This window comes from Actinocrinis sp., from assembly GCF_035650855.1.
GTDB lineage: Bacteria > Actinomycetota > Actinomycetes > Streptomycetales > Catenulisporaceae > Actinocrinis.
On the sequence record NZ_DASRGV010000262.1, the window covers coordinates 1 to 23,868 of the forward strand.

The following is a 23,868-nucleotide window of genomic DNA, read 5'->3' on the forward strand; positions in this document are numbered from 1 at the left end:
ACGATGGCGGAACCCGCCCGGCGATCCGCAGCAGCAGGCCGAGTTCCTGAAGGCGGTGGAGATCCCCACGGCGGTAGCCGATCTGAAGTGCAAGCAGACCACCGGGTACATGGGGCTCGCGATCGCGACGCAATCCGGCTACGACGCGCAGTACATCGCGTCGCACAGCGCCGCGCTCGCCGCCTTCAAGCAGCGTCTCGACGCCGACGTGAGCAAGGCCGAGCACGTCATCAGCGCCTCGTCCGCGAGCCATCAGTCATAGAAGTCATAGGACAGCCCGTTAGTCGGACCTACTGCGCTCGGGCCTGCTCCAGGTTCGAGCGGTGGGGTCCGGAGAGCCAGTCTCGGCTCAGCCGCGCGTCGGCCGGTTCCTCGCCCCGCCGCAGCGCCTCGATGTAAGCGCGATCGGCGGCGAGACGGGCCGCCACCTCGGGGCCCTGGGCAACGGCGCCGTGACCGGGGATCAGAACGTCGACGTGCTCGACGGCCTCCCCCAATCGGTCCAATGCCGCCTCGTAAGCGCCCAGCTGACCGGGGCGTCGCGGGTCGAGCAGCGGGATCAGCACATCGGAGAGCATGTCACCGGCGAGCAGGACGCCACGCTCCGCGAGCAGGACCGCGGCGTGGCCGGCGGCGTGCGCCTCGTGCTCGATGAGCTCCCCCGGCACCGGCCCGCCGTCCGCGGGCAGCGCAGTGACCAGGCCGAGCGGACACGCCTGAACACACGGCGGGTCAGCGCGCATTCGGCGGCTCACGGGGTCGTGATCGCGCGTGTGCCAGACTCGGTGAGTGGCACACGAGCTGTTCGACATCGCCGTCGTCGGCGCTGGGCCGGCCGGAGCTGTCGCGGCCTACGCGGCTGCTCGTCGCGGTTTCAGCGTCGCGTTGATCGACAGGCACACGTTCCCGCGGGATAAGGCGTGCGGCGACGGAATCGGCCCAGGTGCGGTGCGGCTGGCGCAGCAGCTTGGGCTCAGCGAGCTGTTCAGCGGGTACGCGCCCATCGATACCGTGACCATCTTCGGCCCGCGCGGAACGCGGACGGAGAACGCCATTCCCACCATCGGCGGCGAGCCGGCGACCGGCTACGTCATTCCGCGCCTCGAGTTCGACAACCGGCTCTTTCGGGCAGCGATCGCGGCAGGCGCGGACGACCTGAGCGGAACGCGGTTCCTGGAGATGACGCCGTGCGCGGGCCATCGCAGGGTCGTGCTGCGCGATCGAAGTGGGGATCGCCGCGTTGTCGACGCGCGGCTCGTGGTGGGCGCCGACGGGGCCTACTCGCTCGTGCGCAGGGCGCTGACCGGTCGTCAGGAGCCGTACAGGTCGCGGCACGCGGGCCTCGCCATCCGAGCCTACGCACGCAGCCCGACTCCGTGGGCGAGCGCGGCCACTGCGAGTCTGATGCTCGAATTCAGCCGTGACTTGCTGCCGTGGTACGGCTGGGTCTTCCCGGTCGGCGAGCACCAGGTGAACATCGGCGTAGGCGGTTCCCTGGGCACGCTGCGCGAACGCGGCGCCGACCTGCCGAAGCTCCTCGACGCACACGCCGACGCGATGCGGGCGCGCGGGGTCATCTGCGGCGAGCTGCGCCAGCGGCGGGCCCACCACCTGCCGCACGTCGCCGGCATGCCGCGCCTGGTCTACCCCCGTGCCGCGCTGATCGGCGACGCGGCCTCGATGATCAACCCGGTGAGCGGCGAAGGGATCGCCTATGCCGTGACCGCCGCAGCGCAGCTGGTGCGTGCGTTGCCGGCGAGGCTGGAGGATGACTCGGCCGTGGCGGACGCGCTGGCCCTCTTCGAGCGGGAGTTCCGGGCGCGCCACCGACGGCAGATCGCCTCCAGCCGGGTCATCATCACGCTGATGAAAAGCCGCGTCCTGTCGGCCGTCCTGGTACGGGCGATGCAGCGGGACCCGACGGTTCTCAGTGTCCTGTTCGACTTCGGCCCGTTCACCGCCTCGATGGCACTGCGCGCGCTCAGCCCGTGGGGCTCGCCGGCGGCCGCCGCCACGCGCTGACCGCTCAGGTACCCAAGCCGCGCTCGATGTCGGCTTGCTGCAACCGGGTGCTGATCAGCTTGCGTACGAGCGCGCGCGGAAGCGGCTGGTCGGTCGGGAAGTGCAGGGAGCCCTTCGTCATCGTGTACTCGGCGAGATCATCGGCGAGCGCCGGCAGCACCGACCCGCTGTGCGGCAGATAGCTGAGATGGTTCTTGAAGGCGGCGAACCCCGCGACGACTGTGCCTTCGACTCTGAACGCGGGCATTCCGTAGGAGATGCACTCCTGAGCCTCAGGCAGCACCGCGCGGATGTCCGCTCGCAGCTTGCTCAGCGTCCGCCGCTGGGGTTCGGCGAGATGCGCGAGATAGGCATCGATATCGGTGGGTGCCACCTTGCCAGCCTCTCACCCCAGACGGCTCGGCGGCACCCGGCGGCATCCACGCGAGTGAGTGGCGGACACCCGCAGGGTGCACCGCCTAGTTATCCCCGGTGCTTCCACCGCCCCCACAGTCCGGGGCAATGCTCCCGCCGGCTACAGCCAGCGCCGCCGGCGCGACGGCGGCCTGCAGGTGCACCGCGTCGTCGCCAGTACCACCCCCACCTCCGCAGGCGGGAACGGCTGCCAGACTCAGACTGACCACGCCGAGCACGGCCAGGCCGGCGCCGGCAAGACGCACCCGCCGCATCGGCAGGCGGGAAAACGCAGGACGGTTCAGCCGCATCGCGACCTCCAAAGACTGCCACGCTCGCGGCGCGGCGACGAGGATCTCAGCGCTCGAATCAGCCACATCCTATGGGCGCCATCCCGCGCGCGCACCCGCCCCGACGACACAACCGCACGCGCGTCACATCCGAACGCTGAGAACGTGCGGCGCGGCGGTTAGTACCAGCCGGTGCAGGCGGCGGCGTATTCGCCGAACGTATAAGGCACGACGCACGCTCGGGCCACCTGCGTGCCGTCCACCATGTACGTGTAGCCGCTGCCCTCCGGAGTCTCCCGGTGGCCGTCTCCGGACTGCGCCCAGTAGTCGGCATAGCCGGGCGAGGTCCCCTCCCACTTCGTCCAGTTGGCGCCGCAGAACGACGACCAGCGCAGGATCGCGCGGTTGCTGTCCGTGCCGTCGCCGGGGGCGTCCACGTACGCGATCGTGCTCGCACCGTTGTTGGCGCCCGGAACGCCGGTGACGCAGCTTTCCCCGTCCCGGTTCGTGATGTACGGCGACTTGCCCACGCAGGTCGCTCCGTAGCAGGGCGGCTGGTTCGGTACGTACGCCTGGGCAGCGGAAGGGGCGGCGGCGATGCCGGCTGCCGCCATGCCGACCGCGAGCAGGATCCTGCCCGTCCGTACCCGGGCGCGAGGGTTCTGGCCGAGCTGAGGCTCAAGTTCCGGTTCGGCAGACATGTCAGGTCTCCGTTCGTTCGCTGTAGGGTGTGCGGCTGGGCTTCGCATAGAGCTGATTCGACCAGGTCGGGGAAGAGGGCCAGACGTACCAATCGGTGCAATGTACGAACCGGTTGTTCAGGCACGTGACGATGTTGACGTTCCCGCTGGTGTCGGTGTCGAAGGGGTCTGTCGCTGTCGCATCATTCACCGGGGACCTTGCTGCCGTGCAGGACGGCCACGAAGTCCTGCTCGAGCTTGTTGTAGCCCGCGGTGTTCGGGTGGAAGAAGTTGTCCTGCTCCGAGACGCTGAGCGTCGAGCCGGGCTCGGTCACGAACGGCGTCCCGGTGCACAGCTCGTGTCCGGCGAACGCGTTCACCTCGTTGGCGATGTTCTGAGCCGGGATGCCGGCCGCCTGCGCGGCCTTGACCAGATCGCTGTCGAGGGTGCCGACCTTCGGCACCAGCCACTGCCGGTCCTGCAGCGTGATCCCGGAGCAGTCGAAGTTGTCAGCGCCCAGATTCGCCGTGGTCGCGCTGATCGGGGCGGCGTAGGTCATGACGATCACCTTGTTCGGCGAGCCGGCCGCGGCCGCGATCGTCTTGAACGCGGCGGTCCACGGGCCGACCAGGCTGGCCAGCTTGGTGTCGATCTTGTCCGGGCCGCTGGTGTTGGCGTAGTCGGGATAGCAGGGGCCGCGGTCGCCCCACTCGCCGTGGATCAGGATGCAGTCCTGGACGATGCTCGCGAAGCCGAGGTCGTTGCCGCCGAGGGTGACCGACACGAACTTCGGCCGCAGGGCTCTGACCAGCTCAGCCTGGTAGCTCGCCTCGTAGTAGTAGTCCGAGCCGCCGCCCTGGTCGCTCCAGGTGTCCACGGGCTTGCCCGTCGCGGTGACGTGGTACGCGATCGTGGTGTGACCGTTCGGCTGCCAGTTGCCGGCGCTCGGCGGGAACTGGCTTTGCGTGCCGCCGGTCGGCGGCGGCGTGTAGTACACGGATCCGTTGTCGGCAGGGACGGCGATGTTGGCGAGGGCGCCGGTGATGGTCTTGAGGTTCATGTAGTCGAGCACGCCGGCCTCGTCCCACATGTTCGAGCCGGAACAGGCCAGGTCGACCAGGGGAACGTCGGACTGCGGTGCGTAGATGCCGGGCCAGGCGCCGCTGCTGACGTGGCAGAGGTTGCCGTGATCGCCTGCCAGGTTCTCGGTGACGTCGGTGCCGTCGGCGAACCCTCCCTGCAGACCCTCGCCGGAAGAGTAGGAGTCGCCCATCGCGACATAGGCGCCGAGCGGTGCGGGCACGAACGCAACCGCGTCGTACGCGATGTCCGAGCCCTGCGTCGAGTCGCTGCTGGGTGTCAGGTTGCTGAGGGTGACGGAGGCCGAGCAGCTGGACGGGCCAGTGGTGGCCCCGTTCTGTATGTCGGGTCCGCCGCACAGGTAGTAGCCGAGGTTGATCCACTGGTTCGTGTAGGCGGCCTGGCTGATGGTGCGCACCATCGGTGCGTGGCGCGTGCCCGGTGGTCCGAAGCTGGTGTAGGTGGCCGGCGTTCCGCCCATCGAGACCTGATACGCGGCGTGCGCCGTCGCGGCGGCGATATCGGGTACGAACGCCATGAGCTGGTACACCGTGCCGTAGCCGGCGTCTGCCGGCAGAGTCGCGGACCAGACGCCCTTGACCTGATCCGCCGTGTCGGTACTCGGCTCGGTGTGGGTGAAGAACAGGTGACCGCCGAGGCCGCCGCCGAGTTGGTGCAGGTCGATCTGCCCGGACTCGCCGGGGCCGGCGGCGGCGTCGATCGGCTTGCCGTCGCTCGCGAGGAGGGAGAACGAGGCTTGTACGGAGGGGGCGAGTTGCGTGTTGGTTCCGGCGCAGCCCATCAGGTTGGGCGTGCGGTGACCGGGGTTCTGACTGGCGATCATCTCGTCGTCGATCAGCACCGTACCGGCCAGCAGATTGCCGTTGGCGCCGCTGACCGGGGTGCTTGCGCCGACCGAGCAGTCCGGGCCGACCGGGCTGGACGCCGGTTCGGGCAGTCCCGGCACGTCGTAGTACATGTGGTTGTTGGGCGCGTTCGAGGGGGTGTCCGTGACGCATGCGGTGGCGCAGTTGGTCACCCACGTCGCCGGGGCGTTCCACCAGCAGGCGCTGCTGTCGGCCGGGCAGGGGTTCGCGCCGATCTGCAAGGGGTCGCAGTTGTTGACGGTGGTGCTGCAGAAGTACTTGGCGTCCGGCGTGTTCAAGAACGAACCCTTATTCGTGTCCCAGTCGTAGGTGCCCCGGTAGTCCAGGACGCCGTTGTCCTCCAGGGGCACCTCCATCCAGCCGAAGACCTTCTCCTGATACGGCCAGCGCTGCGGCGTCGCGGCGTCGCCCAGGGTCTGGACGGCCCCGTTGTGCAGGAAGGTGTGGCGGCTCGGATAGATCGGGTTGGCCGGGTTGTTGAACCAGCCGAGACCGTTCGCGCTGTTCGGAGCGGTGTAGACCCCTGAGTTGTAGCCCCAGATCGCGGCGTACCAGTTCTCGACCTTCGTCGGGTCGTTGTTGTTCAGCTTGATGCCGAGGTTCTGCAGCTGCGTCCACTTGATCTGGAGCAGCATCTCGGCGTAGGCGATGTTGGAGGCGTAGTCGACGGCCAGCGTGTCCTGTGACGCCGCGTCCAGCGAGCCCGTGGCGCCGGGATACGCAGAGTTCTGCATGCCGCTGGTCACCTGGGCGATGCCGTAGCCGCAGTCCGAATAGCTGTAGTCGATCGCACCACTGGCGTTGCTCGCGCTGTTCACTCCGTAGTAGTCGGCGACCAGCGGATTGCCGGCGCGGCCGGGCAGGGCGTGCCAGCTGGCCTGCTCCCAGTTCGATTCCTGCGCCAGGATCCCGTACATGACCAGTGGCGGAACGGTGACCGCGGGTCCGCTGCCCGCCGGAGCGAGGTTGGTCAGCGGCCATTGCTGGGAGGGGTACGTGGTCGGCAGCGCCGCGTATGAGGCGTCGTTGACCGTGTACATCTGGTTGGCGGGCGGACGCGCGTCGCCGGTGTTCGGCGGAGCGAGCGCGCTGAGCGCGGCCTGATTCACTGCCCACCGCACTTGATCGGCGCTCGGTTGCCACACCTGTTTGAAGATGTCGTTGCGCGGCACGGCGCACTGGGGAATCGACGTCTCAGCTGCCTGAGTCACGCGCGGACCGGCCGCGCGTGGCGCGGTTTGCGCGGTGCCCGCGGCCGAGACGGAGGGGACGGCGAGGGTGCGCCGCGCGGATGCGGCGGGCAGCGGGACGCGGCTGGATGCGGCGGAGCCCGGCCGCCAGACGGATACGTCGGGGTCGCCGCTGTGCACGGAGTCGGCGGGAGCCGCCGTGTCCGAAAGCACGACCAGACCGCCGCGTGACGACGCGGCCAGCGCGGTGGCGGAAGCGGGCAGATCGACCGAGAGCAGACCGCTGTCGCGGGTGAGGGAGGAAGCGCCGGCCACCTGGTTGCGTCCGCGTGCCCCCGGCAGCAGCTGCAGCGTCGCGGTGGGGCCGGAGCCGACCTGCTGGGCGCCGATTGCGGTCCAGTGCCAGATACGCGAGCGCCCGGCGGATACCTGCTCGAGCAGGTCCACGCCGCCGTCCGAGGCCGCCCTCAGGTCGGACAGCTGTCCGGCGAAGTGTCGCACGACGCTGACTCGACCCGCGGTGACATCGACGAGGTCTGAGCCGCGCGCGGCCAGGACTCGCCCGCCCGCCACGGTCGCGGCGGTCAGTTCCGCCGCGACCGTGGCGCCCCCGCTGAGGCGACCGGTGGCAGTGTCGAGAACGGAGATACGCGTCCTGCTTTGCCCGGTGGCCAGATAGCTGGTCAGCGCCGCGATGGAACCTGATCCGCAACCGGGGTCGAAGTAGGCGAGCGAGACACCGGACGCCACCGGGCGCACCGCGCCGGTCGCCAGATTCACCGTGTACGCGAACGCACCGGCGTTCATCCCGGCTTCGCTGTTGTTCGCGCTCCACGGCGCGATCACGGCGACCACCGTGCGCCCGTCGCCGGTCAGGCACTGCTGGCCGATCCAGCGCTCGTCCTCATAGCCGCCGGGTTGGATCGAGGCCAGCGCGCGCCACTTCCAGCCGTTCGCGGCCGCCGCCGTGTACAGGTGGTAGCCGGTAGTGTCGCCGTCGCCGACGACCACGTCGTCGTCGGCGACGGCGCTCGGCGAGTGACCGGTGTCGACCGGCCGCGCGGCGGCATAGGCCGGAGTCCATCCCACCAGAGCGACGCAGAGTGCTGCGGTCAGCGCCCGACGCCGTCGACCCCGCATGAACATCATCGGCATCCCGTCTCGCGGTCTTCACCCTCAAGGACGTCGCGTCGCCGGCCGGCCAGTCGGCGGCTCGCCGTCGGCAGCAGCGTCGCAGCCGCGGATCTACGGACGATCTATCGGGCGATGACCAGCCACGATGCACGCGAACACGCCGCCAGGGCTTCGCGCTGGTGTATCGTCAGGGCCACTGAGTCAGCACCATGATGGGCGCGTTATGCGTTTCGGCCTTCTGGGACCCACGCTGCTGGTGGTACGCGAGCAGGCGGTAGCGATCTCGTCCGCCAAGCAACGGGCCACGCTCGCGGTCCTGCTGATGCGCGCCAACCAGATCGTCACGGTCGACCGGCTCATCGACGAGCTGTGGGGGCCCGCTCCGCCGTCCAGCGCCCGCGGATCGGTGGCCACCTATATCTGGCGTCTGCGACGGCTGTTGCAGACCGAGGCCGGCGAGGACTGCCCGCTCGTCAGCGTCCCGGACGGCTACCGGCTCCAGGTCCGCGATGACGAGCTGGACGCGGCGCAGTTCAACCGGCTGCACGAGCTCGGGCGAGCGCAACTGGCCCGAGGAGAGGTGCAGAGCGCGGCCGACACCCTCAGCGCCGCGCTGGACCTGTGGCGCGGCGATCCCTTGGACGACGTCGTCCTGCACGGCGCGCTCGCCGACGAAGCGACCAGGCTGGCCGACGAGCGTTTAGCAGCCCTCGAACAACGCATCGAAGCGGACCTGGCGCTCGGCCGGCACCAGGCGGTCTGCCCGCAGCTGCGGCTGCTCGTCGAACGCCATCCGTTGCGTGAGCGGTTCGCCGTCCAGCTGATGATCGCCCTGTATCGCTCGGGGCGCCAAACCGAGGCGCTCGCGGTGTTCCGACAGGCTCGCGAGCTGCTCGCCGGCGAGTTCGGCCTCGAACCCGGCGAGGAGCTGGCCGCGACGCATCGCGTGATCCTGCGATCGGATGCCTCCGATCGGCCGAGGGCGGCCGAAGGACGGAGCAGCCTGCGGGCGCCGGAGCGCAGGTTCTACGGTCGAGGCACGGAACTCGCCGTGCTCGGCGACGCGTTGCACGACCGCCTGACCGCCGCGCGGCCCGCGCCACTGGTCGGCGTCGTCACCGGCACCGCCGGAGTGGGCAAGAGCTGCCTCGCCCTGCGCTGGGCGCACCAGGTCCGCGGCGAGTTCCCCGACGGGCAACTGTTCGTCTGTTTGCACAGCCACTCGAACCTCGAGCGGGTCAGCGCACCGGCGGCGTTGCGGCGGATCCTGCGCGACCTGTGCGGGCCCGCGGCTCAGCCGCCCATCGACGAGGACGAACTCGCCGGGCGCTATCGGTCCGTCCTCGCGCGGCGCCGCGCGCTGCTCGTCATCGACGACGTCCCCGACGCCGCTACCGCCGCTCTCTTTCTGCCCGACAGCGGCGGTAGCGCCGTACTGTTCACCAGCCGAACACCGCTCGACGAGCTGACGCGCAGTCATGGAGCCGTCCGCGTCGACTTGCGGCCATTGAACGCGCAGGACTCACACGCGATGCTCGCGGACCGCGCGGCCTCAGCGGATCGGTTCGCCGATCACGCATCAACCGCTGAGCTCGCGGATCTGTGCGGACACCTTCCACTCGCGCTCAAGTTGGCGGCCGCGCACCTGGAAAAGCATCCGACGCTCTCGGTGAGCGATTATGTCGCGCAGATACAGCAGGGTGGCCGAGTCACGCTGCTCGGAGGCGCGCACCAGACAGTGCGCCGCACCTTCGACCACTCCTATAACACGCTCCGCGAAACCGATGCGCGCGCCTTCCGCCTGCTCGGTTTGCTAGCGGGTCCTGATACGGACGCCGCTCCCGTCGCCGCAATGCTCGATGTCTCACTCGCCGACGCGGACGCCACACTGCAAAGGCTCTGCGCCGCGCACCTGATCGAGCGCACCGCCGACGGCCGCTTCGGCCTACACGACCTGCTGCGTGCCTACGCCGCTGACCGCGCCCGCGAGACCGAACCGGCGGCAGACGTGGAAGGCGCGCTCGACCGCTGGCTGGACTGGCATTCAACCGCCGCCGTAGCGGCCGACTTCGTCCTCGACCCGCTGCGTTACCGAGAGCCGCTCGACCGGCCACCGGAGGCGCCGCCGCATCCGACCCCCGCCGACCGCCGCGAGGCACTCGCCTGGCTCGACCGGGAGCGGGCGAACCTGGCCGCCGCGATCTTCAAAGCCGCGCGGTACAAGCGCCACCGCACGGCGTGGACCCTGGCTTGGGGCCTGTTCAGCTACTTCGACCTGCGCAAGCCGTGGACGGACTGGATCGACACCTACCAGCTCGGCCTGTCCTGCGCCCGGGCCGCCGGCGATCCGCACGGTCAGGCGGTCATGAATTACGGGCTGGCCACCGCGTTCTACTACCCGCGCCGGTTCAGTGAAGCCCTCGACCGGTACCGAGCCGCGTTGAGCATCCACCGCCAGACCGGAGACCGGCGCGGCGAAGGCGTGGCCCTGAACGGCATCGCCAACGTCTTCATGGAGTCGGATCGCCTCGACGACGCGATCAAGTACTATCTCACGGCCCTTACGATCCACGCGGCCGACGGCAACCACAGAGACGAAGGGGTCGTACTCAACAACCTCAGCGAGACGTACTGCAAGCTCTCCAGATACCGGGAAGCGGAGCAGTACGCCCAGCGCGCCCTGGTCATCCAGCGCGAGGTCGCCAACCGCCGGGTCGAGGTGTTCACGCTCTCCCACCTGGCCAACGCCAGAGCGGGCCAGGGCGACCTGTCCGCCGCGTCCCGCCTCCTGCACGAGGCGGTGGACCTGGCGTCGCAGATCGGCGACCTGCAGGCGCAGGCTTGGGCGCTGAACTACCTCGGCCACGTCGCGCTGCAGAACGGGGACCGGCGCGAAAGCCGCAAGCACTGGCGAGACGCCGCCGCGGCGTTCGCCGCCCTGGGCGATCCGGCGGCGGCCGAGGTGCGCGCCCGGCTCCTCGCCCTCGACCACGACCTGCCCTCGCCGGGCCACCCGCTCAGCCCCGATCCAGACACTTCGAGCCCGGCGGACCGCGACGGGGACCTCATCCTCGATCGCGGTGATACCGGCCGGCACTAGGCGCGGTTCGAATGCCGCAGGGCGATAGCCGTGCGTATGCCTTTCGTCATCGACGGTACACCTGATCTTCAGTCGAGGTGGTCAGACTGACGGCACCCACCTCAGCCCTCTGCCTTGGAGGCACTGTGCCGATTCGGTCTCACTTCGCATCTTCCTGGAGCAAGCGGCTCGTCGCGTTGATCGCCGCGCTCGCGTTCACGCTCAGTCTGTCCGCCGTCAGCGGCGCCCCCGCCCAGGCGGCGGTGTACGGCTCGTGCACCATCGCCGGATGCTCCGACGCGGCCTCGGCCAACTCGACCTGGTCCTCGCTGGGATACCCGACGAGCCGCGGTTGGTACGACTGGCCGAACGGCCAGTGCAGCTACGCGGGCGGCGAGTACTACAACTACGACGGCCAGCTGCCGGCCGGCGACACCTTCTACGAGTACGACGTCTACCCGCGCTCCTGCGGTGCGCACCGCGACGCCTACCGCATCGTCGTGGACTTCACGACCGGCACGGTCTGGTACTCGCCGGACCACTACTCCGACTTCTACCAGCTGTAAGAACGCTTAGATGCAGCCAGGCGCCGGACCGACGGTTCGCCGCTGGTCCGGCGCCTGACCGAAACGCATCCAGATCCCCCCCGACCGTCCAATGTGCTCGGTCTTGACGCCCGGTGACCAGCACTGCAGACTGCTCGCCATGATGACCGTCGTACCGGACCTGCCTGCGATCCGCGAAGCCTTCGCGGTCGAGAGCAGCCGGGTTGCACAGCGCGTGCGCGCAGCGGATCGGCTCGATACGCCGGTGCCCGGCCTGGCTTGGACGGTGGGCCAGGTGACGGCGCATCTGTGCACCGTCTATCAGAGCTTTGCGGCGACGATGCGCGGCGAGTTCGCGGCCACGGCCCTGGACGACGTGATCGCGCCGGGCCGCACGCTGCCGGAGACGGTCGCGGCGGCCAATGCCTTCGCGGTCTCGCTGATCGAATACAAGGGGCAGGCCGAGGCCGCGGACGCTCTGGCTGCCGCCGCGGCGGAGCTGATCGAAGTGCTCGGTAAGGAGCCTGATCCACTGGTCTCCTGTCCGGCGCCGTGGTACGGCCCGGGGCGGACACGCACCGTCGGCACGCTGGCGTCGCTCGCCGTCAGCGAGACGCTCGTGCACGGCCACGACCTCGCGCGAGCCGTGGGTCGCAGAGCCCTGCCAAACGTCGAGGCCGCCGTGCTCGTGGCGCCGACGGTGATGAGCGAGATGCTGCCGCTGCTACTCGACGCCGACCGCGCCCACGGGTTCCGCGGCAGCTTCGAGATCCGGGTTCGCGGCGGCGCGGCGTTCGTGCTGCGCATCAGCGACGGGCAGGTGCGGACCGCGCCGGTCGACGGGCAGGACGTCGACTGTGTGGTATCCATGAATGCGTGCTCCGCCCTCATGATCGGCTACGCCCGCCAGTCCGTCGGGCACGCCGTGCTCACCGGTCGGACACTCGCCTTCGGCCGCAAACCCTGGCTGGGACTGCAGATGCGCGGCCTCTTCCTCACCCCGTGACCGCGTCGGACGAGTCTGCCGCGACATGAACCGCGACGACTCCCCCGCGATCAACCCCACCGCGGCCTCGCTGCTCGGATTCCTGCACGACGGCCCGCTGACCGGCTGGGACCTGGCCGCCTGGGCGGAGCAGGTGATCGGTCCGTTCTGGTCGCTGACCCGCAGCCAGGTCTACCGCGAACTCGCGGCGATGGCCCAATCGGGGCTCGTGGAGCCGGGGCCGGTCGGGCGCCGGGACGCACGCCCGTACGCGATCACCGAGGCGGGAAGGCAGGCGTTCGCGCACTGGGCGGCGGCCGGTCCGGGCGAGGCGACGATGCGGCTGCCGCTGCTGCTCTTCGTCGCCCTGGGCAGGCACATCGCACCGCACCAGCTGGCCGCCATCCTGCGCGAACAGCGCGAGCACCAGGCAGGGCTGCTGGCCGAGTACCTCAAGCTGCGCAAGAACCTCGAGGCCGCCGAATCGGCCGCGGACCCGCACCTCATGGCAATCCTCGAATACGGCATCGCGTCCGCGCGCACGACGCTGCGCTGGATCGACGGCCTGCCCCCGGAACTCACCGGAACGCCCGACCGACTGACCGACCCCGTCGGCTACGAAAGGCCAAAGCCTTGAAGCACACCACGCTCGCAACCCTCGACGTCGCACGCATCGGCCTGGGCGCGATGACCATGGCCGGTGTCTACAGTCGCACCGGCTTAGACGAGACCGAGGCGATCCGAACCATCCATCGGGCGCTCGACCTCGGCGTCACCCTCGTTGACACCGCCGAGATCTACGGGCCGTTCACCGGCGAGGAGCTGGTCGGGCGCGCCATCAGGGACCGGCGCGAGCAGGTCGTGCTGGCCACGAAGTTCGGCCTGGTCTCCCACGCGGGCGCCGGCCCCTGGAACGTCGACTCGAGCCCCGCGAACATCCGCACCGCGGTCGAAGGCTCGCTCACCCGGTTGGGCACCGACCACATCGACCTGTACTACCAGCACCGCGTCGATCCCGGCACGCCGATCGAAGAGGTCGTCGGCGCCCTCGCCGAGCTCGTGGCCGAGGGCAAGATCCGCCACTACGGGCTGTCCGAGGCCGGGCCCGAGACGATCCGCCGCGCCCACGCCGTGCATCCGGTCACCGCCCTGCAATCGGAATACTCGCTGTTCACGCGCGACCAGGAGCCGGTGGTCCTGCCGCTGCTGCGCGAACTGGGCATCGGCTTCGTCGCCTACTCCCCGCTCGGCCGCGGCATGCTGACCGGCGCGATCCGCAGCCGCGAGGACCTGGCCGCCGACGACTCGCGCCACAGCAACCCCCGCTTCAGCGAGGAGAACTTCGCCCACAACCTGCGCCTGGTCGAGCAGGTCGAGGCCGTGGCCGCCGAGGCGGGCGCCACCCCGGCGCAGGTCGCGCTCGCGTGGCTGCTGGCCCAGGGCGAGCACATCGTCCCGATCCCCGGCACCCGCCGCGTCGCCCGGCTGGAAGAGAATCTCGCCGCCGACGCCGTCGAGCTGACCGGCGAGCAGATCGCGAGCCTCACCGCGCTCGGCGCGCCCGCCGGTGCCCACCACACCGAGGATCAGATGAAGATGATCGAACGCTGAGCGTCCGTTCTCAGGCTCCGAAGAGGGTGCCGAGGACGAGTTCGACGGCGCCCGCGGCGACTGAGGACGCGCCGGCCGGGCTGAGGTCGACGGTGACGTGCTGCCACTGCGGGTCCGGGAGGTGCGCGGCGAGCTGGGCGGCGACCTCGCGCCGGTAGAGCTTCGGCTCAGTGAAGACGACGCGGCCGCCCAGGACGATCCGGTCGACGTCGAGCAGGCGGACGAGGTTGGCGGCGCCGAGGCCCAGCAGGCCGGCCGCGGTGCTGTGGTCGCCGTCGGCGAGGGCGGCCAGGCACAGCGCTTCCAGGCAGCCGCGCTGGCCGCAGCTGCACGTGGGGCCGTCGAGCTGGACGACTTGGTGGCCGAACTCGCCCGCGTTGGTGCGCGCGCCGCGGTAGATCGCACCGTCCAGCCGCAGGCCGGCGCCGACGCCGTCGGCTAGGTGCAGGTACGCGGTGCTGCCGGGGCCGGGGGCGGCTACCGCGAGCGCGGCGACGTTGGTGTCCTTGTCCACGTGCACCGCGATCCCGTCCAGTTGCTCCGTGAGGGCCTGCCTGAGTGGAAATCGGTCCCAGGCTGCCAGCCCCGCCGGGCGGTGCAGCACGCCGGTGGCGTAGTCGAGCGGGCCGCGGCAGCCCACGCCGACGCCGAGCAGGCGGGCTTCGGGCGGCGCCGCGTCGGCTGCTTCACGCACCATCTCGGCCAGCAGCGTGACGACCCGGGCGGGCTCGGCGGTGGCCAAGCCGACGTCCTTCGTGGCGCGCGACCGCTCGCCGCCCATCAGGTCGCTGAGCAGCACGGTGCTTTCGTGCCGGTCCACCGCGAGACCGATCGCGCAGGCCGCGTCGGGCCGCAGCCGCAGCAGCGTGCGCGGCTTGCCTCCGGTCGAGGCGCCGCGCCCGCTCTCCTGCACCAGGCCGTCGTCGAGCAGCCGGGCGACGATCTTGCTGATCGCCTGCGGAGTCAGCCCGGTGCGCTCGGCGAGCTGCGCCCGGCTGCCGCCGTCAGGGTCGGCGCGCAGCAGGCCCAGCACCAGCGCCATGTTGTGGTCGCGCAGCCCGGTGAGGTTGGCGCCGGCCGCCTGATGCAGATCCATGGCGCCATTGTGCCCACCCTTGCACTTAAACAACAGTGTTGCTTAACTGGGCGCATGAGCGACTCCACCGCCCCGCTGCGCGTCGGCCTGGTCGGCTTCGGCCTGGCCGGAGCCGTGTTCCACGCTCCGCTGATCGAGGCCGTCCCGGGCCTGCGACTGCACACCGTGGCCACCGCGGATCCCGACCGGCGCGCCCGGCTCGCCCGCGAGTACCCGCACGCGCGAGCCGTGGACGACGCCGCGCAGCTGCTCGCCGACCCCGCGCGGCTCGACCTGGTCGTGATCGCCTCGCCGAACCGGGCCCATGTCCCGGTCGCGCGCGCCGCCCTGGAGGCCGGACTGCCGGTCGTCGTCGACAAGCCGCTGGCCGCCACGGCCGCCGAGGCCCGCGACCTGGCCGCCCTCGCCACCGCGAAGGGACTGCTGCTGACGGTCTTTCAGAACCGGCGCTGGGACACCGACTTCCGCACCGTCAAAAAGCTCATCGCCGAGGGCGCGCTGGGCACGGTGCACCGTTTCGAGTCGCGCTTCGAGCGCTGGCGCCCGGCGCTCAAAGCCGGCTGGCGCGAGTCGGCTGACCCTGTCGACGCGGGCGGCCTGCTGTACGACCTGGGCAGCCACCTGGTCGATCAGGCGCTGCACCTGTTCGGCCCCGCCCTGCTGGTCTATGCCGAGACAGACTCGCGCCGCTCCGGCGCCGCAATAGACGACGACACGTTCATCACCCTCACGCACGCGTCCGGCGTGCGCTCTCAGCTGTGGATGAGCGCGCTCGCCGCGCAGCCCGGCCCGCGCTTCCGAGTGCTGGGCGACCGCGCCGCGTACACGGTTTACGGCCTGGATCCGCAGGAAGACGCCTTGGCAGCCGGAGCGCGACCCGGCCCCGGCTGGGGCGCGCCGGCCGAACGGGACTGGGGCATACTCGGCACACCCGGCGACGAGCGGCCGTATCCGTCCCTGCCCGGCGACTACCCCGCCTTCTACGCCGCCGTGGCGACCGCGCTGCGCGACGGCGGCCCGCCGCCCGTCGACCCTGCCGACGCCATCACAGCACTCGAGGTCCTGGAGGCCGCGCGCCTCTCAGCAGCCGAAGACCGCACCGTGTCCCTTCTCCACACCGGGGCGGCGGCCGCGTGAACCACGAGGAGATCAGCGCCTTGATCGCCCGTATCGAAGAGCAGGAACGCCGCCTGGTCCTGCCGCACTTCGACAACGATGACGCCTGGCAGCTCGGCACCACGCTGGTGCAGCTGGCCCGCGAGCGCTCCGCGCCGGTCACGATCGACGTCCGGCGCGGCAGCCAACAGCTGTTCCACTGCGCGCTGCCCGGCACCAGCGCCGACAACGACGCGTGGATCCTGCGCAAGGTCCGCACCGTAGATCGCTACGCACACGCCTCATACCTGGTCGGCCTGCGCTGCGCCGCGAAAGGCACCACCTTCGAGGAGAGCTCCCGGCTCGACCCGGACACCTATGCCGCGCACGGCGGCGCGTTCCCGATCACCGTGGCCGGCACCGGCGTCGTCGGCACGGTCACGGTCTCCGGCCTACCGCAAGGCGACGACCACGACCTCGTCGTTGCCGCGCTCGAGCACTACCTCAGTACTCTGTCTCACCGAGACGCGTGACAGCCGCCGGGAGCAGGGGGTTCGACGACGTGAGCCGGTGCATCCCTGCGCTGCGACAGGGATGCACCGGCGGATAACGTCAGCCCTCACGCCGCATGACCCGGCTACATGCCAGTGAGTTCAAGGCAACCGCTGCCGACAGCTCCGTTGCTGAGCGTGATATCCACGCACCACAGGGCGCTGCGATAGCCGATCGTCCCGCCCTTCTGCGCCTTGGCCGAGAACCACGTGCCGGCGCCGTTGCTCTTGCCGATGGTGCTGGACGCGGCGTAGAAATGGCCGTTGTTGGCGAAGGTGACGTCGCCGTTGACGATGAAGCTCGGGAGCTGACAGGTCGCTCCGAACGAAACGTCCACGTAGTTGTCTTCGACCGCGCCACCGCTCATGGCTATGTGGCACAGGTAGATCTGTCCCCCGGCGCTGGCATTGGGACGCACGCCGTTCGAGGACGGCACCTTCAGCTGCACCTGCACCGTTCGCGTTGATGCGGCGGCGCCGTTTGCGACAGTCGCAGCGTTGGCTGCAGCGCCGGTGACCACGGCCAATCCTGCCGCGACGCAGACGGCTGCACCCGCGATGAGCTTGCGTCGAAAATCAAGCTTCACTTGCTACTCCTCACTTCCATGTCGATTGGGCAGCCGCAATCTTCGTTCGCGCCGGTGGCATTCGCGTGGCGTTTGTGTGGCACCCGACTTGGGAAGCGAGCGGTCAGCGGAGGACGTCCTACGCCTCGCACAGGGCTGCGGTCACGGCGGCTTGTATGTCAGCGTCCTGCGCTTGGGTGCCACCGGGGTTGAGGTTGACCATCACCGTCGCTTGGCGGCCATGGGGCGTCGCACCACTCATCGTCTCGAAGCCCAAGATGCCGCCGTCGTGTCCCCAGAACTGGCCGCCGCACGGCAGCGGCACGCTTTCTAGGCCCAGACCGTACCTGCTCCCGGATCCATCACCGGTCGGAGTCGTGGTCTGCATCGCGCGCAGTTCCGCGGGAGGAAGCAGCCGTCCGTGTAGGAGAGCACTGAGAAACCGGTTCATGTCCGTGCCGCTGGAGATCATGGCTCCGGAAGCGTAGGCCACCGACGGGTTGAACTCGCTCACGTCGACCGGCGCGGAGGCCGGCGGCTCGGCGTATCCGTGCGGGTGCGTACCGGGGATTTCCGATTGGTCCGCGGGCACGAAGGTGTCGTGCAGGCGAAGCGGCTCGATGATGCGCCGCTTGATCTCCTCGCCGTACGGGTGGCCGGTTACCGCCTTGATGAGCAGCCCGGCGAGCACGTAGTTGGTGTTCGAATAGCTCCACCCGGTCCCGGGCGCGAACAGAGCCGGATGGGCCAAGGCGAGGCTCAACAGGCGCTGCGGGCTGTAGTGCGTCAGCGGATCGGAGATGACGCTCTGCTCGCTGACGTAGTCCATGTAGTCGGGCAGGCCGCTGGTGTGCTGGAGCAGCTGGCGCACCGTGATGTTCCGGCCGTCGTCGCCGTTGCCGCGCACCATGCCGGGCAGATACCGCTCGATCGGCGCGTCGAGTTCAACCCTGTGCTCTGCGACGAGTTGGAGCACCACGGTGGCGACGAACATCTTGGTCATGCTGCCGATCCGGAATCTGCTGTCCGCAGCCATCGGCGCTCCGGTGGCCACGTCCGCCACGCCACTGGTCAGCACCGTCGTTCGGCCGCGCCCATCGCTGATCTCGGCCAGCGCCCCCGGCGCTCCGTCGGTGGTGGTTAGCCGCCGCAGGATCCCGGCCACGTCACCGTAGTTCGCCGCCGCCTTCGGGGCACTTGCCGGGCTTGCATCGGCTGCGGACGCGGCATGCGCGGCACCGGCCGTGCCCACCGTGAGTGCCGCCACCGCGGCGCATGCCGCAAATCTGCCAGGACGCATGGGAAACTCTTTCTCGGCTCTCTGCGATTCACCGGATTGACTCATCTCACCGGACTGACTCGTCACAGTGTTTCGAACCATCCGGCCGCGGGCCCATGGCGCTAACCCCCTGCAATCGGCGGGGGTTAGCACGTTCCCGGATGGTGTGTCAGAGCACGGCGAGCCGGTCCACCAGCAGCTGCGTCCTGCGTTCGGCGTCCTGCGGCGGGAGACGTCCGGCTCGGGTGAGGGTCGCCAGTCCGTGCAGGGCCGCCCAGAACACCTCGGTGAACAGCCCCGGGTGTACGCCGTCGCCGGCCACCTCTTCGAGGCTCTCCAGCAGTGCGGCGAAGGCGTCCTTGAGCGGTTCCGGGGTGTCCTCCTGCGCGAACGCCAGGCCGCCGTCGAGCTGGAACATGGCGTCGTAGACCGCCGGGTTGCGTGTGGCGAAGTCGAGGTAGGCGCGGGCGAGGGCGGTGACCCGGTCGCGCGGGCCCTTAGCGGCGCGGGCCGCCGCCCTTAGCGCCACGGCCATCTCGGCGGCGCCTTGCAGCGCGACGGCGCCGATGATCTCGCGCTTGCCGCGGAAGTGGCTATAGAGGACCGGCTGGCTGTACTCGATGCGCTCGGAGAGCCGGCGGGTGGTGACCGCGTCCCAGCCCTGCTGCTCGGCGAGTTCGCGCGCCGTCTCCACGATGAGGCGTTCGCGGTCCGCGCGCTCGCGCTCCTTGCGTTCCTGTACCGACATGACTAGATCCTAGCACTGCTAGACAATCAAGCGACAGTAGGTCTAGTGTTGACACATCAGCTAGCTGCGCTAGATCCCAGGAGGGGACATCATGCTCAACGCGCTCCAGGTCGTCACCATCGTGGTCGTCGGCGTGATGGTGGGGGTCGAATTCTCCGTCGCCTTCGTCCTCAATCCGATCTTCAACGCGCTGCCCGGCGACGGTGGCCAACTCGGCCGCGCCCACGGGGGCCGGATGCTCGGCGCCGTGATGCCGTTCTGGTACATCGGCTCTCTCATTCTTAGCGCGCTATGGGCCATCGCTGGATGGCACCACCACGGCACCGGCCTCGTCGTCACCGCCGCCGGGCTGCTGATCCTGAGCGTGATCATGTCCCTCGCGCTGCTCGTCCCGATCAACAACCGAGGCAAGACCTGGACCCCCGAGAACCGGCCGGAGGACTGGAAGGAGCAGTTGAACCGCTGGGACCGCTACCACTACGTTCGCGTCGCCGTCATCATCGCCGCGTTCGCTCTGCTGGCCGCGGCGCTCGTCTGAGCCTGTGGTACGGCCAAGTGACCGTCAATCAAGCAAGGACTAAGTGGCCGGGTGCACACGTGCACACGTGCACCCGGCCAACGTCCGTCCGCCGTCCCCCGGCTTTCCGCCCGCGCTATCGGCCTGCGTGGACGTCCACGTCACGGAACCCGACGTACAGGTTCGGGTAGCCGTCACCCGCACTGTTCTGGTCGTCCTCGCCGGCCGCGGCGATCTTCTGGAGCACGTCGAGGCCGCGGATCACGACGCCGAACGGCGTGTAGTTCGGGCGCAGCTTGGTGTCCTTCCAGGTGAAGAAGAACTGGCTGCCGTTGGTGTTCGGTCCGGCGTTGGCCATGGCGACCGTGCCGGCCGGGTACGTCGCGCCGGCCAGGTTCTCGTCGTTGAACGAGTAGCCCGGGCCGCCGCTGCCGGTGCCCGTGGGGTCACCGCACTGCAGGACGTAGATCCGTTGGGTCGTAAGGCGGTGGCAGTGCGTGCCGTTGTAGTACCCGTGATCGATCAGGAACCGGAACGAGAAGGTCGTGCACGGAGCAGCGCTCGTCAGTGCCTTGACAGTGATGTCGCCCTGCGTCGTGTGGAATACGACGGTGTAGGGCCGGGCGGCCGCGACCGGATTGAAGACGGGGATGCCCTTGAAGCGGTCCGCTGGAACCGCCGGGACGAAGCCGCACTGGTCGGCGGCCGTGGTCTGGCGCGTGGTGGCTGCGGGCGCGGCGGCCGCGCCGTTCTCAGCGCGCACTGAGGACTGGCCCAGTCTGCCCGGCGTGGACGCGTTGTCGGCCGCAGCGCTGGTGGTGGCCGCGCCGGCGACAGTGACCAGGACGGTCATCGCAGCGAAGATCCGGCCCGCACGGCGTGTGATGGTGGGTATCCGCATGACGTCAGCTCCCTGATGGCTAATCGGGACGCTGGTGCCCTTCCCCGCTGAGCCGGGGATGTAACGCTACGCGCTCGGGATCACCGGTTTGGCGTCACTCGCTCGCGAGCTTGATCCCGAAGCCGATGAGCACGCACCCGGTGATCCGGTCCAGGACCCGGTGCGCCGCGCCGCCGCGCAGCCAGCGCCCGGCCAGGTGCGCGCTGAAGATCAGCCCGGTGAACCAGACGATGCCCTCCACGTCGTGCACCCCGGCCAGCGCGAGCCCCATCAGCAGATGCGGCGAGTTCTGCGGGATGAACTGCGGAAGCATCGCCATGTAGAACACGCCGATCTTCGGATTGAGCAGGTTCGTGGTCAGACCGCGGGTCCACGACCGCAGAAGCGTGCCGTCCGACGCAGTGCCCTGCGGGAGATCCGGCTCGGCCGAGAGGCGCCGGAAGCTGTGGCGCAGCATCGAGGCGCCCATCCATGTCAGGTACAGCGCCCCCGCGATACGCAGCGCCGTGTACGCCACATGCGATGCGGTGAGTACGGCCGTGGCGCCCAACGCCGCCAACGCTCCCCACAGCAGCGCGCCGCTGCTGATGCCGACAGCCGTGGCGAAGGCGTGTCGACGCCCCTTGGTCACGGCGGCGCGCAGCACGAGCGCGGTGTCGAGGCCGGGGATGATCGTCAGCACGCCCGCCACGACGGCGAACGAGGCTATCGCGGAAGGCACGGTCACCCGCGCAGTCTACGGTCCGGTCCGGCATGGCCGATCGGGCGTCGATACCCGCCATGATCACGACGGTGGCGGCGGGACCGGGGACCCGGGCTGGCAGCATCGTGGGACACTGGCCGCGTGACGAGGACGGGGCAGGGCGGCGAGGATCCGGAGACGGTCACATTGCGGGTACCGCTGCCCAGGCGGGTCGCGCAGGACTTGGTGGCGCTGGCCGAGCTCTATCACGCGACGCCGGAACGGATGATCGCATCCTGGACCCAGACGCAGGTAGATAACCTGATGGCCGGACTGACCCCCAGCGGCGCCGAGCCGCAGCCTGACCTTCCGCCCGATGTCGGTCCGGACGAACGTAACCGACCGTCTGGTTGAGAACCACCACCGCGCTCGGCGCGGTATATCCGCCCACGAGATCTACGTGAACTCCTCAATGCATGCGGTCAGGGCCTCCACCCGACCGGTACCCACACCTGGGTCGAGCCCCGCGTCACAAAACCCACGATGCCGGCGATCTTCAGTCGTTCACACACGAGCGGGTGCCGCCGTTTGAGTAATCCGGCGACCCATGGCTTGCCGCCATGGATCTGTCGCCCCTGTATGACGAACGCGACTACCACGCCTTCGCCTGCCTGTTCGGCGTGCGAAACCAGGTAGGTTTCCATCCTGTAGCCCAAGGCCGCGGCCTTCCCCACGACAGTTTCGAGTTGGGGTGTAGCCATAGTCGGGACACCCATATCGTGTGGGATCCGCGGTTGGGCGGTCCCTGCGCAGGGTCCTGACGACGCCGGGCCGGCCGCAGCTCAGGTGCGGGTGAGCGCCCGGGTGGCTCCTGCCGCGATCGCGATGCCGAGAGTCCAGCCGAGGATGGTGAGCACTGCCCCGACCGCGGCCGCGGCGCCGTGGAACTGCCATATCTCGGGTTGGCCGAACCGGATGACCGGGATCAGTTGATCCGCGGTGTAGAGCACCGGGTTGAACTCCGAGGTGTTCTGGGTGTCCACGCGCGTCGGTGTCACGGTGCTGTAATACACACTCGCGCCGATGAGCAGCGCCAGAGCCCAGCCGATGGCGCGCGAGGGGCGATAGCCGAAGCCCACCAGCCCGTCGAGCAGGTAGCCGGGCAGCCTTCGATACCAGGGCTGGGTGGTGCGGGCGGCCCGGGACTTGCCCAGCAGCACGGTGCGGGCCTGGCCGTCGTTGCCGAGACCCCGGTAGTAGGCCGCGAGCTGTTCGTAGGGTTGCGCCCGATAGCCGCCCGGCTCGGTTTTGTTCGTCTTGATCTGGCGGCGCAGCAGGGTGAGCCGCTGGCGCGCCGGCCGATAGGGGTCGAAGGGTCCGTAGGTGAGCCCGTCGAGGTCGACGCGGCCCGGCCAGCAGTCGCCGACGTCGCGGATGCCGCCGGCGACGTTCGCGCCGTAGAGGATGAGCAGCGCGTCAGGGCTCGTCATCCCGGAGATGTCGAGCAGGCCGCCGATCCTGGACGCGGTCAATCGGATCTCGTCCCGCGTGGAGAATCCCCGATCCAGGTTCACGCTGCCGTCCACGCTTGCCCTTCGCGCGTGCAGCGCGACCGTGCTGCCGCCGCTGTCGAGCCGAGCGCCGCTGAGATAGAGATTGCCGCCAATCCGCGCACCGGGCATCCACATAACGCCGTGCGACGCGAAGCAGCGTCCGGCCCCCGGTAGCTCCTGCCGGAAGGAGACGTCGCTGGCGACCGTCAGCCCGGTCGCCGACAGCGCGGTGCCCCCGGCGCCGTCGAGCGTGGCGCCGTTGAAAACCAGGCTGCTGCCGATCTGCACCCCGGGCAGCCGGACCTCGCCGACCACCCGCATTCCTGCGCAGTTGAGGCTGCGCCCTACCTTCATGCCACCCGCGTTCAGCGACCTGCCGCCGTGGTTGGTGATGCACGCGTCAACGAGCATGACCTGACCGCTGATGTCGGCCCCGATCAGGCTTATCGGTCCGGTCACCCGCGTGTCGCGTGCCCGCAGATCGCCCGCGATCGTGACGCTGTCGGCGTAGAGAGCGAGCGCGCCGGAGCCGTTGATCGTCGCGCCGGACACCGCGAGCACGCCGTCGATGTGTGCGTTGTAGGCGGACAGGGTTCGTAGATGCGAGCCGCGCAGATAGACGGAGCCGGTCTGCCCGCCCTCCAGGTCGATGTGCTCGTCGATGCGGCACTGTTCAAGCAGCCAGGAGGCGGCGATCCGGCCGTGTGCCAGCTGCAGCGGTCCGGTGATCCGCGCACCGCGCAAGCGCAGCGCCGCGACCCGGCCCGGAAACGTGCGCCCGGCACCGAGGAGCAGCGCGGCCAGCACCTCGGCACGCACCACCCGGGCCGGCGGCCAGTCGGCGGCGCCTGCTGGATCGTCGATCTGCGCATCGCCGGTCCGCAGGTCGACCTCGGCCCCGGTCGGGAACGCGGTGCAGATCCGCCGCTCGGTGGGCGTCAGCCTCCCGAGCGCGCGCCAGACTTCGGATTCTCCCCTCACGG

22 protein-coding genes are annotated in these 23,868 nt (G+C 69.8%); 11 read left to right on the forward strand and 11 right to left on the reverse strand.

The window, feature by feature from the left end:
• Positions 1-262: hypothetical protein (locus tag VFB40_RS18960; protein ID WP_324852496.1), on the forward strand; the 262-nt coding region annotated here is incomplete at its 5' end.
• 28 nt (positions 263-290) lie between these two features.
• Here the strand turns inward: VFB40_RS18960 and VFB40_RS18965 are convergent.
• Positions 291-743, reverse strand: a complete 453-nt coding sequence (locus tag VFB40_RS18965; protein WP_324852499.1) for an MBL fold metallo-hydrolase — start codon at positions 741-743, stop codon at positions 291-293.
• 46 nt (positions 744-789) lie between these two features.
• Here VFB40_RS18965 and VFB40_RS18970 point away from each other — a divergent pair, with 46 nt between their 5' ends.
• Positions 790-2,022 (forward strand): NAD(P)/FAD-dependent oxidoreductase, encoded by a 1,233-nt coding sequence (locus VFB40_RS18970; RefSeq protein ID WP_324852501.1) that lies wholly within the window; start codon positions 790-792, stop codon positions 2,020-2,022.
• A 4-nt stretch (positions 2,023-2,026) separates the two neighbouring features.
• On the opposite strand, the gene VFB40_RS18975 is transcribed toward VFB40_RS18970, so the two are convergent.
• The 3 genes from VFB40_RS18975 to VFB40_RS18985 all read right to left on the reverse strand — a co-directional run bounded on the left by VFB40_RS18975 (position 2,027) and on the right by VFB40_RS18985 (position 7,632).
• Entirely contained in the window at positions 2,027-2,395 is a 369-nt protein-coding gene (locus tag VFB40_RS18975) for an iron chaperone (protein WP_324852503.1), read from the reverse strand.
• Between the two features lie 489 nt (positions 2,396-2,884).
• Positions 2,885-3,406: a hypothetical protein gene (locus tag VFB40_RS18980; protein ID WP_324852506.1), complete on the reverse strand. Its 522-nt coding sequence runs from the start codon at positions 3,404-3,406 to the stop codon at positions 2,885-2,887.
• A 182-nt stretch (positions 3,407-3,588) separates the two neighbouring features.
• Positions 3,589-7,632 (reverse strand): SGNH/GDSL hydrolase family protein, encoded by a 4,044-nt coding sequence (locus VFB40_RS18985; protein ID WP_324852508.1) that lies wholly within the window; start codon positions 7,630-7,632, stop codon positions 3,589-3,591.
• 268 nt (positions 7,633-7,900) lie between these two features.
• On the opposite strand from VFB40_RS18985, the gene VFB40_RS18990 reads away from it, so the two are divergent.
• The 5 genes from VFB40_RS18990 to VFB40_RS19010 all read left to right on the forward strand — a co-directional run bounded on the left by VFB40_RS18990 (position 7,901) and on the right by VFB40_RS19010 (position 13,897).
• Positions 7,901-10,777 (forward strand): AfsR/SARP family transcriptional regulator, encoded by a 2,877-nt coding sequence (locus VFB40_RS18990; protein WP_324852510.1) that lies wholly within the window; start codon positions 7,901-7,903, stop codon positions 10,775-10,777.
• A gap of 125 nt (positions 10,778-10,902) precedes the next feature.
• On the forward strand, positions 10,903-11,322 hold the full coding sequence (locus VFB40_RS18995; RefSeq protein ID WP_324852512.1) for a ribonuclease domain-containing protein: 420 nt from the start codon (positions 10,903-10,905) through the stop codon (positions 11,320-11,322).
• Positions 11,323-11,425: 103 nt separating this feature from the next.
• On the forward strand, positions 11,426-12,307 hold the full coding sequence (locus VFB40_RS19000; protein ID WP_324852514.1) for a maleylpyruvate isomerase N-terminal domain-containing protein: 882 nt from the start codon (positions 11,426-11,428) through the stop codon (positions 12,305-12,307).
• Positions 12,308-12,332: 25 nt separating this feature from the next.
• Positions 12,333-12,923, forward strand: coding sequence for a PadR family transcriptional regulator (locus VFB40_RS19005; RefSeq protein WP_324852516.1), 591 nt, complete (start codon positions 12,333-12,335; stop codon positions 12,921-12,923).
• The gene (locus VFB40_RS19010; RefSeq protein WP_324852518.1) at positions 12,920-13,897 is read left to right on the forward strand and encodes an aldo/keto reductase; all 978 of its coding nucleotides are present in this window, start codon (positions 12,920-12,922) and stop codon (positions 13,895-13,897) included. The genes VFB40_RS19005 and VFB40_RS19010 overlap by 4 nt, the downstream gene beginning before the upstream one ends.
• Positions 13,898-13,907: 10 nt before the next feature.
• On the opposite strand, the gene VFB40_RS19015 is transcribed toward VFB40_RS19010, so the two are convergent.
• On the reverse strand, positions 13,908-14,993 hold the full coding sequence (locus VFB40_RS19015; RefSeq protein ID WP_324852520.1) for an ROK family transcriptional regulator: 1,086 nt from the start codon (positions 14,991-14,993) through the stop codon (positions 13,908-13,910).
• Positions 14,994-15,047: 54 nt separating this feature from the next.
• On the opposite strand from VFB40_RS19015, the gene VFB40_RS19020 reads away from it, so the two are divergent.
• Together VFB40_RS19020 and VFB40_RS19025 are read left to right on the forward strand one after the other, a co-directional pair.
• Entirely contained in the window at positions 15,048-16,130 is a 1,083-nt protein-coding gene (locus tag VFB40_RS19020) for a Gfo/Idh/MocA family oxidoreductase (protein WP_324852522.1), read from the forward strand.
• On the forward strand, positions 16,127-16,621 hold the full coding sequence (locus VFB40_RS19025; protein WP_324852525.1) for a heme-degrading domain-containing protein: 495 nt from the start codon (positions 16,127-16,129) through the stop codon (positions 16,619-16,621). Before VFB40_RS19020 ends, VFB40_RS19025 begins: the two co-directional genes overlap by 4 nt.
• Positions 16,622-16,725: 104 nt before the next feature.
• Here the strand turns inward: VFB40_RS19025 and VFB40_RS19030 are convergent, their stop codons facing one another.
• The 3 genes from VFB40_RS19030 to VFB40_RS19040 form a co-directional block, all read right to left on the reverse strand.
• Positions 16,726-17,226, reverse strand: a complete 501-nt coding sequence (locus VFB40_RS19030; protein ID WP_324852527.1) for a hypothetical protein — start codon at positions 17,224-17,226, stop codon at positions 16,726-16,728.
• Positions 17,227-17,344: 118 nt separating this feature from the next.
• Positions 17,345-18,505, reverse strand: coding sequence for a serine hydrolase domain-containing protein (locus tag VFB40_RS19035; RefSeq protein WP_324852529.1), 1,161 nt, complete (start codon positions 18,503-18,505; stop codon positions 17,345-17,347).
• A 148-nt stretch (positions 18,506-18,653) separates the two neighbouring features.
• A complete protein-coding gene (locus VFB40_RS19040; protein ID WP_324852531.1) occupies positions 18,654-19,232 on the reverse strand; it encodes a TetR/AcrR family transcriptional regulator in 579 nt (192 codons plus the stop codon).
• Between the two features lie 91 nt (positions 19,233-19,323).
• Here VFB40_RS19040 and VFB40_RS19045 point away from each other — a divergent pair, with 91 nt between their 5' ends.
• Entirely contained in the window at positions 19,324-19,770 is a 447-nt protein-coding gene (locus VFB40_RS19045) for an anthrone oxygenase family protein (RefSeq protein ID WP_324852533.1), read from the forward strand.
• 115 nt (positions 19,771-19,885) lie between these two features.
• Here VFB40_RS19045 and VFB40_RS19050 read toward each other — a convergent pair whose 3' ends face one another.
• Both VFB40_RS19050 and VFB40_RS19055 read right to left on the reverse strand, forming a co-directional pair.
• Positions 19,886-20,650, reverse strand: coding sequence for a peptidylprolyl isomerase (locus tag VFB40_RS19050; protein WP_324852535.1), 765 nt, complete (start codon positions 20,648-20,650; stop codon positions 19,886-19,888).
• A 94-nt stretch (positions 20,651-20,744) separates the two neighbouring features.
• Positions 20,745-21,377 carry a LysE family translocator gene (locus VFB40_RS19055; RefSeq protein WP_324852537.1) on the reverse strand — a complete coding sequence of 211 codons (633 nt, stop codon included), beginning with the start codon at positions 21,375-21,377 and terminating at the stop codon, positions 20,745-20,747.
• A gap of 117 nt (positions 21,378-21,494) precedes the next feature.
• Here VFB40_RS19055 and VFB40_RS19060 point away from each other — a divergent pair, with 117 nt between their 5' ends.
• Positions 21,495-21,746 (forward strand): hypothetical protein, encoded by a 252-nt coding sequence (locus VFB40_RS19060; RefSeq protein WP_324852539.1) that lies wholly within the window; start codon positions 21,495-21,497, stop codon positions 21,744-21,746.
• A gap of 428 nt (positions 21,747-22,174) precedes the next feature.
• Here VFB40_RS19060 and VFB40_RS19065 read toward each other — a convergent pair whose 3' ends face one another.
• The gene (locus VFB40_RS19065; RefSeq protein WP_324852541.1) at positions 22,175-23,866 is read right to left on the reverse strand and encodes a hypothetical protein; all 1,692 of its coding nucleotides are present in this window, start codon (positions 23,864-23,866) and stop codon (positions 22,175-22,177) included.
• Positions 23,867-23,868: the final 2 nt, after the last annotated feature.

Coding starts and splice junctions, on each gene's coding strand:
- VFB40_RS18965 (WP_324852499.1), bottom strand. CDS start 743: ATGCGCGCTGACCCGCCGTGTGTTCAGGCGTGTCCGCTCGGCCTGGTC.
- VFB40_RS18980 (WP_324852506.1), bottom strand. CDS start 3,406: ATGTCTGCCGAACCGGAACTTGAGCCTCAGCTCGGCCAGAACCCTCGC.
- VFB40_RS18990 (WP_324852510.1), top strand. CDS start 7,901: ATGCGTTTCGGCCTTCTGGGACCCACGCTGCTGGTGGTACGCGAGCAG.
- VFB40_RS19005 (WP_324852516.1), top strand. CDS start 12,333: ATGAACCGCGACGACTCCCCCGCGATCAACCCCACCGCGGCCTCGCTG.
- VFB40_RS19015 (WP_324852520.1), bottom strand. CDS start 14,993: ATGGATCTGCATCAGGCGGCCGGCGCCAACCTCACCGGGCTGCGCGAC.
- VFB40_RS19020 (WP_324852522.1), top strand. CDS start 15,048: ATGAGCGACTCCACCGCCCCGCTGCGCGTCGGCCTGGTCGGCTTCGGC.
- VFB40_RS19035 (WP_324852529.1), bottom strand. CDS start 18,505: ATGCGTCCTGGCAGATTTGCGGCATGCGCCGCGGTGGCGGCACTCACG.
- VFB40_RS19040 (WP_324852531.1), bottom strand. CDS start 19,232: ATGTCGGTACAGGAACGCAAGGAGCGCGAGCGCGCGGACCGCGAACGC.
- VFB40_RS19045 (WP_324852533.1), top strand. CDS start 19,324: ATGCTCAACGCGCTCCAGGTCGTCACCATCGTGGTCGTCGGCGTGATG.
- VFB40_RS19050 (WP_324852535.1), bottom strand. CDS start 20,650: ATGCGGATACCCACCATCACACGCCGTGCGGGCCGGATCTTCGCTGCG.